Source organism: Sciscionella marina DSM 45152 (assembly GCF_000379465.1).
Classification (GTDB): domain Bacteria; phylum Actinomycetota; class Actinomycetes; order Mycobacteriales; family Pseudonocardiaceae; genus Sciscionella; species Sciscionella marina.
Genome location: NZ_KB905425.1, coordinates 357,237 through 369,938, shown reverse-complemented (window position 1 = coordinate 369,938; position 12,702 = coordinate 357,237). Strand labels below are relative to the sequence as shown.

The following is a 12,702-nucleotide window of genomic DNA, read 5'->3' as shown; positions in this document are numbered from 1 at the left end:
AACCAGGGTGCGGCTGTCCCGCGGAATAACTTTTCAGCGGCAAAGCCGCTTTCCCCACCCACGCAACTCGCCCCGCGGCGGGTTCCGCCACCGGACCACCCACGCAAGGTGACCGCACGACCTTCCAATCAGGCGCGTTGGTTGACGTCTTGACCGTCGACGGTGCCCTGCTGGTCGGCGTCGTCGGCGTAGCTTCCAGAGTGGCCGGTGATCTGCTGGTCGATCTTGTCCCCGTCCTGCTCCTTGCCGCGCTCGTAGGCATCGTCGGCGTCCTGATAACTCTCGTAACCGGACTTGATGCCTTCCTTGGCGTCCTCGCGCACGCTCTTCCACGGCGACTCGGGGCCCTGTTCCTGTTCACCCTCCCGGCCGAACCGGGCGTTGTCGTAGGACCGGCTCACACTGTGCTCGGCCTCGCTGCGGGCTTCACCACTGAGCCCGCTGCGCCCGACGCGCTGGGCGATGTTCTCGCCGCGCCGCCCGAGGGTGCGGGCCGCACGGTTCAGTTTGAGGCCGCCCTTGGTCGCGAATTTCCCGATCTTCTCGAGGATCCGGCCGATCCGCCCGAGCACCCGGGCTGCCGATTCCAGCACGCGCCCGATCTTCATGATGATCTTGCCGACCTTGGAAACGAACTTCACCGCTTTGCCGACGCATTCGGCGATCTTCACGCCGAGCCGGGTGACCAGTGCGGCCTGCCCGGCGACCGGAACCCAGCCATAGGCGGCGGCATTGGTGATCGCGGTTTCCACGAAGTCCGCGATGATCGAGATGATGGTGTCCTTGGCGGCCTTCATCATCTCGCCGCTGGACTTCAGCAGATCGGAGATCGCGGAGGCGAGCTCACCGGTCCCCTTGACGCCCTCGACGAGACCGTCCATCTCCTTCTTCGCGGCCTCGGAGGCTTTGCCCTCCCAGCCCTGGGACCCCGACTTGAACTGCTGCTCGAGATCCTTGCCGATCGCGTTGATCTCCTGCTGCAGGTTCAGATAGTTCTGCGCCCCCGTGTTGAGCGCGTCCGGGGATCCGGTCACCATCTCCAGCGCTTCCTTCAACGGCTGGATGTGGTCGATCAGGAAGCCGAGGCCCTTGTTGATCAGCGTGTTCAACGGGTCCCAGCTGGACTCGCCCGAGCTCTCGTTCGCGACCGAGTCGGCCTCGCCCCGCGCCTGCTGCGCCTGGTTGGTCGTCTGCTGGACGTCATTGGTGATCTGCGTCGGTGCTGACATGTTCTAGCCCCTCCTAGGTCTGTGTCTCGAAGCTCGCGGTCAGTTGCCGGTGAGCCGATCCGCCGCTGCCTGCTTCGGGTCCTCGGCATCGAAGTCGACTTCCGGCCAGGCGTACGAATTGCGGTGCTGCTGTCCGCCGGACTGGCCACCCGCGCCACCGCCACCCATCGGCCCCATGGGCATGCCCCCGCCACCCTGCTGACCGGCTTGACCGGATTGCTGCTGGCCCGCGGCCGCATCCGTACCGCCCTGCTGGCCCGGCTGACCGCCCTGGCCGGTCGCCGCCGGGTCCGCACCGCTGACCGGGCCGGGCTGGCCACCCGCTGCGCCACCGGCCGCGTTGGTCTGGGTCTGGCCTCCGTCGCCCGGAGCCGCCCCACCCGATCCGTCCGCTCCGGCGCCACCACCGGACCCCGCGCCGAGGCCGCCGTCCGCATCGGAACCGGAACCGCCCGCGGCGCCACCACCATCGGCGCCCGCGGATCCGCCGCCGTCGAGGCCACCACCATCAGCGCCGGAACCCGATCCCGCGTCGGCGCCCGGGGCCGGTGCCCCGGTGGTGCCGGAAGCCGGATCGCCGGTGCCCGGACTGCCTGGAGCACCGTCGTGCCCGCCCGCGGCGGCATCGGCACCCTGACCACTCACCGTGCGGATATCGGAGTCGGCGCCACCGGGCTTGTCTCCCGGTGCACCGTCCTTGGCCTCGGCGCCACCGGAGCCATCTGCCCCGGCCGGATCCACATCGACCTTGGCGTGCCCGCTCTGATCGATGGTGGTGTGCGTATCGAAGTGCTCGGGTTTGCCGTCCGCTCCGGTGACGGTGCCCTCCACCTCGACGTTCTCCCCAGCCTTGCCGTCGACCTCGACCTCGGCCTTGCTGCCGCCTTCCACGGTGACCTTGATGCCGCCCTCACCGGAGCCGTCCTTGCCCTCGCCGGGCTTGTTCGGATCGGACCCGTCCGGCTGCTTGCCGTCCTTGTCGCCGTTCTTGAGGAAATCCTTGGACGGATCGGTGCCGCCGGGATTCTGCTTCGGGTCGTTGATGTCCCCGCCGTCCTGCGGTGCGTTCTGCCCCGTCTTGGGCGGCTGCGAGACCTGGCCGGTGTTTCCCCCGTTGTCGTTCCCGCCGTTATTGCCGCCACCGTTGTCGTTCCCACCGGTCTTGGGCGGTTTCCCGTTGTCGTCCGAGCCCTTGCGGTGGCCGTCGAACTGCTTCTTGGCGTCCTTTTCCTGCTGGTCGTAGTCGTCGGCGGTGTCCACGAGGTTCTGCCCGTGCGAATCGATCCCGCCCTGGAGCCGCGAGGCATGGCTGATCAGTTCGTTCTGCAGTTCCTGATACTTGCCGTGCGTGGTCATCAGTCCGAGCAGGCCCCAGGACTTGTCCGGGAGCTGGGCGTTCTGGGCGTGGGTCGAGGCCTGGGCACCGCGCTCGGCCATTCCCTTGACCTGCTTACCCGCACCACGCAGGTTCTCGGTGTTTACCTTGTAGTTCACCACTTACCCCGATCCAACTTGAACTCGAACGAGTCGTCGTCATCGACCTCATCCCGGCGGTGCTGCCCACGTGCGGCAGGCCCCGGTTGCGCACTGGGACGCGGCGCCGGGCGCGGTGGTTCCGGGGTGAAAGCAGGTTTTTGCGGTTCGGGTTCCGGCTCGGGATCCTCGGCCGGCCCGAAGGACAGTTCGTTCGGGCGGCCGCGCTCCTGATCCTGCTCTTCCTCCGGCGGGTGCGCCAGCTCCTCGTGCAGGTCATCGATGCTCTTTTGCAGGGCAGGGTTGTGCGTGGTGCCCTCGCGGATCATTTCGAGCTGACGCTGGGTGGCCTTCGAGACGGCCTGGTGCAGGGTGTTCAGCACGGCCGAGGAGAGACCGGCCGCCCCCTTGCTCAGCCCGGCCTCGGTGATGTTGATGGCCTTGATGGTCCCGGTCGCCCCAGCGGTCACGCTGACCGAACGATCCGTGCTCGTCTCGGTGACCTCGAGATTCTGCAGCTCCTGCTGGATCTGCTGCAGCTTCTCGAAATCACGCTCCGCCGCTTCACCGGTGGCAACGAGGCTCTCGTAGCGCTGCTGTGCTTCTTCACTCGATGTCATGGATACTCCCGTTCGCCCCTCGGTCTGGTCAGGCGGGCAGCATCATATGCGAAGTCGTCCTGCTTATTGCCGCATATGACGATATACCTATCCACGCTGCGACAACAGACCTTCGCTACGGACAGCGATGGGCGTCAGAGGGCCTGCTCAGCGGCCGGTGAACCTCGGCTCGCGCTTCTCCATGAAGGCGGCGACGGCCTCCCCGAGATCCTCGCTCGGCAGGAAGGCGGCATTCCAGGCACCGACGTAGCGCAGCCCCTCGGCGATCCGCGCTTCCCGGTTGACGTCCAGCATCTGCTTGACGCCTTGCACGACGAGCGGCGGGTTGGCGGCGATCTCCTCGGCGAGTGCGCGGGCACCGGCGAGCACCGCGTCCTGATCGGAGTAGACCTCGTTGACGAGGCCGAGTTCCTTGGCCTTGGCGGCGTCCACGTCCTTACCGGTGTAGGCGAGTTCGCGCAGCGCGCCCTCCCCGATGATTCCGGAAAGCCGTTGTAGTGAACCCAGATCCGCGACGATGGCGACCTTGACTTCGCGCACCGAGAACTTCGCCTCGGCGCTGGCGAGCCGGATATCGGTCGCCGCGGTCACGTCGATGCCACCGCCGATGCACCAGCCGGAGATCGCGGAGATCACCGGTTTGGCGCAGGCGGCGACCGAGTTGACGCTGGCCTGCATGCTGCGCAGTTGCGCGAGGAAATCGTTGCGCTGCTTGGCAAGGCCGCGTTCGGCGAGCAGTGGTGCCCAGTCGGGCATCATGGCGGGAAGGTCGAGTCCGTAGGAGAAGTGCTTGCCACTCCCGGTGAGCACGATCGCGCGCACCCGCTCATCGGCGTGCAGCGCGTTGAACACCAGGGGCAGTTCCCGCCAGAAATCCGGCCCCATGGCGTTGCCCTTGCCGGGGCCGAGCAGGGTCACGGTCGCGACGTGCCCGTCGAGCTGCACGCTCAGGGCCTTGAACTCCGTCGTATCGAGACCTTCGACCTGCTCGGCCACGGCAATTGCTCCTTCGGTTGAATCAGACTGGATCCGAGTGAATCAGACCAATTCCGATTATTCGAAAATTTCGCCCTTTTCAGCCTTTTCGACCAGGGACGCGGGCGGGTTGAACCGGTCACCGTAACGCTTGGCGAGTTCCCGCGTGCGCGCCACGAATCCGGCCGGTCCGCCCGGGTAGTTGTTGATGTACTGCACCACGCCACCGGTCCACGGCGGGAACCCGATGCCCATGATGGCGCCGATGTTCGCGTCCTGCACGGTACGCAGCACACCCTCGTCGAGGCACTTCACCGTCTCCAGCGCCTCGGCGAACAGCATCCGCTCCTTGAGGTCCTCGAACGGAATGTCGGTCTCCGCCTTGGTGAAGGCGTCCGCGAGCCCTTCCCAGAGCCCGCCGCGCTTGCCGTCCTCGCCGTAGTCGTAGAACCCGGAACCGGTGGACCGGCCCTTGCGGTCGAACTCCTCGACCATCCGGTCGATCACCGTGTCGGAGGGGTGTGCCTCCCAGGTGCCGCCCGCCTCCTCGACCGCCGCCTTGCTCTCCTTGCGGATCTTCTGCGGCAGCGTCAGCGTGAGCTCGTCCATCAGCTGCAGCGGCGGGGCCGGGTAGCCAGCCTGCGAACCGGCCTGCTCGATCGAGGGCGCCGAGACACCCTCGCCGACCATGGCCACCGCCTCGTTGATGAAGGTGCCGATGACCCGGGAGGTGAAGAACCCGCGCGAGTCGTTGACCACGATCGGGGTCTTCTTGATCTGCTGGGCGACATCGAAGGCCTTGGCCAGGGTGGCGTCCGAGGTGTTCTTCCCGCAGATGATCTCCAGCAGCGGCATCTTGTCCACCGGGGAGAAGAAGTGCAGGCCGATGAAGTTCTCCTGCTTCTGCACGCCCTCGGCGAGGCCGGTGATCGGCAGCGTGGAGGTGTTCGAGCCGAGCACGCAGTCCGGGTCGACGACGTCCTCGATCTCCTGGAAAACCTTGTGCTTGAGGTCCTGGGACTCGAAGACGGCCTCGATGATCAGGTCCGCGCCCTTGAGGTCGGCCGGGTCCGCGGTCGGCTTGATGCGGGCCAGTGTCTCGTCGGCCTGCTCCTGAGTGGACTTACCGCGGGAGACGGCTTTTTCGAACAGCTTCTGCGAGTAGCCCTTGCCCTTCTCGGCGTTCTCCTGGGAGACATCCTTGAGTACGACCTCCATGCCACCGCGCGCGCACACGTAGGCGATGGCCGCGCCCATCATGCCCGCGCCGAGCACGCCGACCTTGGTCGCGGTGAACTTCTCGTACCCGTCCGGGCGAGACTTGCCGGAGTTGATGTCCTGCAGGTCGAAGAAGAACGCCTTGATCATGTTCTTCGAGATCGGGCCCACGACCAGATCGGTGAAGTACCGGCCCTCGATGGTGAAGGCGTTGTCGATGTCGACCTGACTGCCCTCGACCGCGGCGCTCATGATGTTCAGCGGGGCCGGCATGTTCGCGCCCTTGAGCTGCTTGCGCAGGTTCGCGGGGAACGCGGGCAGATTCGCGGCGAACGAAGGGTTCGACGGGGTGCCGCCGGGGATCTTGTAGCCCTTCTGGTCCCAGGGCTGCACGGCCTCCGGGTTGGCCTTGATCCACTCCTTGGCCTTGGCGATGCCCTCTTCCGTGCTGGCCACCACCTCGTCGACAAGACCGATCTCCTTGGCCTTGGCGGGCTTGTTGCGCTGGCCCTGCAGCAGCACGCCCATCAGCGCGGTCTGGATACCGAGCAGTCGCACGGTCCTGGTGACCCCGCCGCCACCGGGCAGCAGGCCGAGGGTCACCTCGGGCAGCCCGATCTGCGAGCCCTTCGCGTCCACCGCGATGCGACGGTGCGTGGCGAGCGCGATCTCCAGTCCGCCACCGAGCGCGGCGCCGTTGAGCACCGTGACCACCGGCTTGCCCAGGGTCTCCAGCCTGCGCAGCTGGGCCTTGATCTCGGTGACCTGGTCGAACACCCGCGGGGCGTCCTCCGGCTGGGCCTTGATCAGGTCGTTGAGGTCACCACCGGCGAAGAAGGTCTTCTTGGCGGAGGTGATCACCGCGCCGGCGATCGAGTCCTTCTCGTCCTCGAGGCGCTTGACGGTCTCCGCCATCGAGCGCTTGTAGAGGTCGTTCATCGTGTTGGCCGACTGGTTCGGGTCGTCGAGCGTGAGCGTGACGATGCCGTCGGAGTCGGATTCCCAGCGGATCATGTTGTCAGTCAATGGTTTGTCCTTCGCCTTTGAGTTTTCAGACCCGCTCGACCAGGGTCGCCACGCCCATGCCACCGCCGATGCACAGGGTGACCACCGCACGGCGGGCGTCGCGGCGCTCCAGCTCGTCGACCATGGTGCCGAGGATCATCGCCCCGGTCGCGCCGAGCGGGTGACCCATGGCGATCGCGCCACCGTTCACGTTCAGCTTCTCGTCCGGGATGTCGAGGTCCTTCTGGTACTTCAGCACCACGGAGGCGAAGGCCTCATTGAGCTCGAACAGATCGATGTCGTCCACGGTGAGGCCGGTGGTCTCGAGCAGCTTCTTGGTCGCCGGGGTCGGACCGGTGAGCATGATCGTCGGCTCGGCACCGGTGGTCGCGGTACCCACGATGCGGGCGCGCGGGGTGAGCCCGGCGGCCTTGCCCGCTTCCGCGCTGCCCACGAGCACGAGCGCGGCGCCGTCCACAATGCCCGAGGAGTTGCCCGCGTGGTGCACGTGGTTGATGCGCTCCACATTGTGGTACTTCTGCAGGGCGACCGCGTCGAAACCGCCCATGTCGCCGATCATCGCGAAGGACGGGTCCAGCTTGGACAGGTCGGCGGTGCTGGTGCCCGGGCGCATGTGCTCATCGTGGTCGAGCACGGTGATCCCGTTGCGGTCCTTGACCGGGACCACGGACTTGGCGAAGTAGCCACCGCTCCACGCGGCCGCGGCGCGCTCCTGGGAGCGGATCGCGAAGGCGTCCACGTCATCGCGGGAGAATCCCTCGATCGTGGCGATCAGGTCGGCCCCGATGCCCTGCGGAACGAAGTAGGTGTCGTAAGCGGTCTCCGGGTCCATCGCCCAGGCGCCACCGTCCGAGCCCATCGGCACCCGCGACATGGACTCGACGCCGCCGCCGAGCACGAGGCCGTCCCATCCGGAGCGCACCTTCTGCGCCGCGGTGTTCACGGCCTCGAGGCCGGATGCGCAGAACCGGTTCAGCTGCACACCGGCGACCGTGTCCGGGAGGCCGGCGGCGAGCGCGGCGGTCCGCGGCAGCACCGCGCCCTGGTCACCGACCGGGGACACGATGCCGAGCACGATGTCGTCGATGAGCGCGGGATCCAGTTCCGGATTGCGGCTCCGCAGCTCCTCGATCAGGCCGACCACGAGGGAGATCGGCTTGATCGTGTGAAGCGAACCGTTCTTCTTGCCCTTACCACGCGGTGTCCTGATCGCGTCGTAGATATAGGCCTCAGTACTCACGATTCCGAGTTCCCTTCGCCCGATAGTGTCGCTAGCAAATTTCGAGATGTATGCGAATCCTTATTAACATGATGCCCCGAACCAGGCTATTGTCAATGGTCAGTCGTAAGCCCTGGCCTCTCACAAAGGTGGCGCGGGACACAGCGGGAGGTCGGATGACGCGCAGCACGAACGGTGACCGTCCATCCAGGCCCAAGGACCGCACCGCCCGCCTGCTCGCGATCGCCGAAGAGCTGTTCGGCCGCTACGGGTACCACGCGGTCAGCGTGGCCGATATCGCCGCGGCGGCCGATATCAGCGGACCCGCGCTCTACCGGCACTTCTCCTCGAAACAGGAGCTGTTCGCGCGGGTGCTCACCGAGGCGCTCGACGTGACCAGGACCGCGACCGAGGCCGCGCTCGCCGAATACCCCGAGGCGGGCAGGCAACGGCTGCGCGCGATCACCGAAGCACTCGGCGAGCTCGCGGTCAGCCGCCGCACCACGCTCGCCCTGTGGCGGTGGAACGCGAGCGAGCTGGACCGCGCCACCCGGGTGCGGATCGCACGGGAGAGCCGCACGCTGCTTGCCTCCCTCGGCGAGGCGCTGCGCACCGACCGCGGGGACATCAGCGAGGACCAGGCCGGGCTGCTCTGCCTCGCCGGTCTCGGAGTGCTCGGCAGTGTCGCGGTGCACCGCACCCGGCTGGCCAAGGGCCGGTTCACCGAACTGCTCGCCGATATCGCGGGGCGGGTGCTGATGGCCCGGCTTCCCGATCCGGCCGCAGAGATCCAGCCACCCCCGGTCGCGGTGCCGCACGGCCGCCGCGAGCAGATCCTGGCGGCGGCGACCGAACTGTTCGCCGAGCGCGGCTACTCGCACGTGAGCATGGCCGAGATCGGCAAAGCGGTCGGGCTCGCCGCGGCCAGTGTGTACCGGCATTTCCCGAGCAAGGAACAGATCCTGCTCACCGTAGGACAGCGGATGGCCGAGCGGCTGACCATGGAGGCCTCCCGCGCACTGGGCACCGCGAACACCCCGGAGCAGGCGCTCGGCGCGGTACTCGAGTCCTATGTGGACACCATCTGGCAGTACTCGGACCTGGCCACCGTGTACAACACCGAGATGCGCTCGCTCTCCGAGACTCAGCGCGCCGAACTGCTCACCGTGCAGCGCGACTACGTCTCCCAGTGGGTGAGCCTGTTGCGCAAGATCGACCCGGACAGCACCGAGGCCGAGGCCAGGGTGATCGCGCACGCCGGGCTCACCGTGGTCAACGACCTCGCCAGGGCGAACATCGCACGCGACCGGCCCGCCCACCGGGCCGAATCGGTCGCCCTGGCCCGGGCAGCCCTTGGCCTCGACGTGCCCGCGATCGCCGCCGGACCGGTCAGCGGGTGAACCACTCGCCGGGCTGTTCGATGTTCGGAACAACTCCGAGCTCTCGGCACGGTGCTGGAAACGTGGCACGGCGTCCGGGGTTTCTTCGTAGACCCGCGGACGGTGCAGCCCGTAATGGATCGGCACCGCCGTGCTCGCCCCGAGGATGTGCGCGGCCACCGCGGCCTGTTCCGGCAGCATGACGGCGTTGAACGGGCTGGGTGGTTGCAGGTGTCCGAGTTCGACGACCGGGCCGACGCCGTGGTGAGATCCATACATCGCGGGGAGACGACACACGACCGGTTCACCACCCGTATCGGTTCGAGCCGAGCTGGTCACGGTTCGACAAGGCCGGCACGGATGGCGAACCGGGTCAGTTCGATCCGGTCTCGCATACCGAGTTTCTGCATGATGTTGGCACGGTGCCGATCGACGGTGCGGACGCTGATCACCAGCGTCTCGGCGATGCCGCGCGCCGAATACCCTTCCGCGATCAGCTTGACGACTTCCTCCTCGCGGGCGGTCAGCAGGGCCTGCGGAAATCCACCACCTGGCGATGGCTCGTTCTGGATGTGCTGCTGAATCAGCAGGGTCACCGCACCCGGATACAGGAATGGTTCGTCGCGCATCGCGGCCCGGCAGGCTTCGAGGAGATCTTTATCGGCCGCGGACTTGAGCACATAACCGCTCGCCCCGGCCTTGAGGGCTTCGAAAAGGTACTGCTCATTGTCGTACATGGACAGCATGATCATGCGCACGTCCGCGGCACGCCTGGTGATCTCGCGTGCGGCCTGGATCCCTGTCATGCGCGGCATCGCGATGTCCAGAATGGCCAGATCGATCCGTTCCGACTCGGCGGCTCCGATGGCCTCGGCTCCATCGGATGCTTCGGCCACGACGGCCAGGTCCGGTTCGGCGTCCAGGATCAGTCGCAGACCATTGCGCACGAGCGCGTGATCATCCGCGAGCAGGATTCGCGTTATCGGGGCATTCACCGAGGCGCTCCGTTCGGGTCGATCGGGAGGTCGAGGCGTACTTCGGTGCCTTCCGGGTCGTCGGTCTTAATCGTCAGCCGGGCTCCTACGAGTGCGGCGCGCTCGTGCATTCCGCGGATTCCGGTGCCTTCCTCGATGATCCCGCCACGGCCGTCGTCGATGATCCGCAGCGTTTGCCCCGCGGCGTGGGTGCCGAGTTCGACGATCACGTTGGTGGCCTGTGCGTGCCGGAGTACGTTCGTGAGACTTTCCTGGGCGATGCGGTAAGCGACGAGCTCGGTGTCGTGACCGATCGAGGGCAGATTGTTCGCGATCGCCTTCCGGACCCGGACTCCACTGATCTGCGCGAATTCGCTGCACAATGAAATCAGCGCGCTGCGCAGCCCGAGTTCGGCCAATTCACCGGGACGCAGCCGGCGCGCGACCTGACGTACCTGCTCTACGCATCGGCGCACGGACTCCTGGGTGTCGTGCAATTCCCCGCGGAGCCCCTCGGGGGCTCGGTCGATGGTGCGTTTGAGCCCGAGCAGGACCACGGTGAGGTTCTGCCCGATCTCGTCGTGCAACTCTCTGGCGATCCGTTCCCGCTCGGCCTCTTGAGCCGCAAGTGTTTCCGCGCTGCTGGCGCTGCGTTCGGCCTCGAGACGATCGAGCATGGTGTTGAACGTACCGATCAGCCTGCTCAAGTCCCCGGTACCTTGCTCGGTCATCCGGTCCCCGCTGCGCAGCAGATCGGCACGCTGCATCAGCGCGGACAGCTCCTGTAAGGGGGCGAGGCTTGCGCGGACGAGCAGCGCGTTGGTCGCCAGGATCAGCGAAAGACCGATCACCAGGATCGGGACTTCTTCGAGGATCAGCACCGGGGAGGACACGGTCGCCGGGGAGAGGGCGAGTACCAGTGTGCCGAGGCCGAACAGCAATCCGTTGATGAGGAACAGCCGAAGAAACAGGCGCCGGGCCGGGTTTCCCGGAGCGGCTGCTGCCTCGGGCCCGTTGGCGCTTGGCCGGTCACCGTCGTGCATGGGTTCAGCTTGGCGTGGCCGGGAGGAGTTGTCGATCTCTCGGGTCCGCTGGGGGCCGATTGGGTATCGCGCCACGCACAAATGGGTGCTGCTACCGATGCCCGGCACGGCAGCCCGCAGCGAGGATGGAAGGCAGGAACAGGACCGCGAAGGGAGTGGTCGCCGTGCTCGCTACCGTCGCGCAGCCGATAGCCAGAGCTCCTGGATCGGAGCTCGAGTTCACGACACTCGGCTGGTCGGTCAACGCCATGATCGTGCTCACCGGCCTGATCATGACCTTTGTGCGCCGCGTTCCCGCGGGCGCGTGGCTGGTGGTGTTGCACGCGGGCCGCGTGGTCACGGTGCGCGGCGGTGGGTTCGCCATCGTCGTTCCCTGGCGCCACCACGCGGTCTCGGTGCCCGCGCGGCCCGAGTGGCTCGAAGTATGGGTCATCGCCCGCACACGTGACTCCGTATCGGTGCGGCTGCATTGCACCGCGCAGGTGGTCGTCGTGGACCCGGGAGCGTTCGCCGGTCACGGCGCCACCGTGGTCCAGGCCGAAACGGAGATCGACTCGGCCGTGCGTGCCGAGGTCGCCGAGCACCGACTGGCGAGCCTGCTTCGCTCCGGCGGAGGCGGCTTCCCGGATCTGACCGATCGGCTCCGCGCTCGCACCAACGCATTCGGCGTCGAGCTGACCGAGCGCGTATGCGTGAACGTCGAGGCGTTGCTGGAGAACGGAGAGCACGAACGAGGAGGTGGTCATGCTATGGACATCGCCATGGCAGGAGTGCCCGGCACCGGAACTCTGCACTACGGCACTACGCGTGACGGTCAGCGATTCGGATTGCTCGTGGAGCGCGAGGGTGACCTCCGATTCTTTGTCTACAGACAGGATTCCGATCTGCCAGCGCAGACGATCGTGCTCGACAAGGACGAGGCTGCTCAACTCGCCGACCTGCTCCACGACCGATCGATCGCCGACCGCCTTGCCGCGCTCGAACGCTGCTGGCAACGAATGTGCGATGAAACCGAGAGAGAAACCTGATGCACACCCCGGAATCCACTGTCCACAGTCGTGAAGGTGCCACCATGCGAGCTCGTGATATCGCGATGATCATCCCGACCGTCCGGGTCGAGGATCCGGTCGCCGAGGCACTGCGGGTGATGGCGGTACGCCGGCTGCCGGGGTTGATCGTGGTGGACAACGCCAATCGACCCCGCTTGGTGTTGCCGGGCACCCAGGTGCTGCGGCTCGTCGTGCCGAGTACCTACCAGGACGACCCGGCCCTGTGCCGGGCCATCGACGAGCAGCACGCCGCGGAATTCTGGTACGGCTTCGGCGATTTGACGGTCGGCGACTGCCTTCCCGCGAAACCCACCCGGCTCGGCACCGTCCCGACCGACGCCACCTTGCTCGAGGTCGCGGCACTGATGGCGCGCTCACACAGCCCGCTGGTCGCGGTCATCGACGAGAGCGGGATGCTCACCGGCGGGATCACCCTGGAACGGTTGGTCACCAGCCTCGCGGTCTCCTCGCCCAGCTGAGCCGGACGACGAGACGGG

11 protein-coding genes are annotated in these 12,702 nt (G+C 66.9%); 3 read left to right on the top strand and 8 right to left on the bottom strand.

What is annotated here, in order from left to right; translation table 11 throughout:
- Positions 1-128: 128 nt before the first annotated feature.
- From A37U_RS0135000 to A37U_RS0134975, 6 genes are all read right to left on the bottom strand, one after another.
- A complete protein-coding gene (locus A37U_RS0135000) occupies positions 129-1,229 on the bottom strand; it encodes a WXG100 family type VII secretion target (protein WP_020501323.1) in 1,101 nt (366 codons plus the stop codon).
- A 39-nt stretch (positions 1,230-1,268) separates the two neighbouring features.
- Complete coding sequence (locus A37U_RS0134995) at positions 1,269-2,723, bottom strand: WXG100 family type VII secretion target (RefSeq protein WP_157183201.1); 1,455 nt, start codon at positions 2,721-2,723, stop codon at positions 1,269-1,271.
- Positions 2,720-3,322, bottom strand: coding sequence for a YbaB/EbfC family nucleoid-associated protein (locus tag A37U_RS48840; protein WP_020501321.1), 603 nt, complete (start codon positions 3,320-3,322; stop codon positions 2,720-2,722). Before A37U_RS48840 ends, A37U_RS0134995 begins: the two co-directional genes overlap by 4 nt.
- 147 nt (positions 3,323-3,469) lie before the next feature.
- A complete protein-coding gene (locus A37U_RS0134985; protein WP_020501320.1) occupies positions 3,470-4,318 on the bottom strand; it encodes a crotonase/enoyl-CoA hydratase family protein in 849 nt (282 codons plus the stop codon).
- A 57-nt stretch (positions 4,319-4,375) separates the two neighbouring features.
- Positions 4,376-6,529, bottom strand: a complete 2,154-nt coding sequence (locus A37U_RS0134980) for a 3-hydroxyacyl-CoA dehydrogenase NAD-binding domain-containing protein (protein WP_020501319.1) — start codon at positions 6,527-6,529, stop codon at positions 4,376-4,378.
- A gap of 37 nt (positions 6,530-6,566) precedes the next feature.
- Complete coding sequence (locus tag A37U_RS0134975; RefSeq protein WP_020501318.1) at positions 6,567-7,781, bottom strand: acetyl-CoA C-acetyltransferase; 1,215 nt, start codon at positions 7,779-7,781, stop codon at positions 6,567-6,569.
- Between the two features lie 155 nt (positions 7,782-7,936).
- Here A37U_RS0134975 and A37U_RS46865 point away from each other — a divergent pair, with 155 nt between their 5' ends.
- Positions 7,937-9,160 (top strand): TetR/AcrR family transcriptional regulator, encoded by a 1,224-nt coding sequence (locus A37U_RS46865; RefSeq protein ID WP_020501317.1) that lies wholly within the window; start codon positions 7,937-7,939, stop codon positions 9,158-9,160.
- Positions 9,161-9,474: 314 nt separating this feature from the next.
- Here the strand turns inward: A37U_RS46865 and A37U_RS0134965 are convergent, their stop codons facing one another.
- Together A37U_RS0134965 and A37U_RS0134960 are read right to left on the bottom strand one after the other, a co-directional pair.
- Positions 9,475-10,134, bottom strand: a complete 660-nt coding sequence (locus A37U_RS0134965) for a response regulator (protein WP_020501316.1) — start codon at positions 10,132-10,134, stop codon at positions 9,475-9,477.
- On the bottom strand, positions 10,131-11,156 hold the full coding sequence (locus A37U_RS0134960) for a sensor histidine kinase (protein WP_020501315.1): 1,026 nt from the start codon (positions 11,154-11,156) through the stop codon (positions 10,131-10,133). The genes A37U_RS0134965 and A37U_RS0134960 overlap by 4 nt, the downstream gene beginning before the upstream one ends.
- Positions 11,157-11,320: 164 nt before the next feature.
- Between A37U_RS0134960 and A37U_RS50560 the strand changes: the two genes are divergently transcribed.
- Both A37U_RS50560 and A37U_RS0134950 read left to right on the top strand, forming a co-directional pair.
- On the top strand, positions 11,321-12,184 hold the full coding sequence (locus tag A37U_RS50560; protein ID WP_169526985.1) for an SPFH domain-containing protein: 864 nt from the start codon (positions 11,321-11,323) through the stop codon (positions 12,182-12,184).
- A gap of 44 nt (positions 12,185-12,228) precedes the next feature.
- Positions 12,229-12,684: a CBS domain-containing protein gene (locus A37U_RS0134950; RefSeq protein WP_026197941.1), complete on the top strand. Its 456-nt coding sequence runs from the start codon at positions 12,229-12,231 to the stop codon at positions 12,682-12,684.
- The last annotated feature ends 18 nt before the right edge of the window (positions 12,685-12,702 follow it).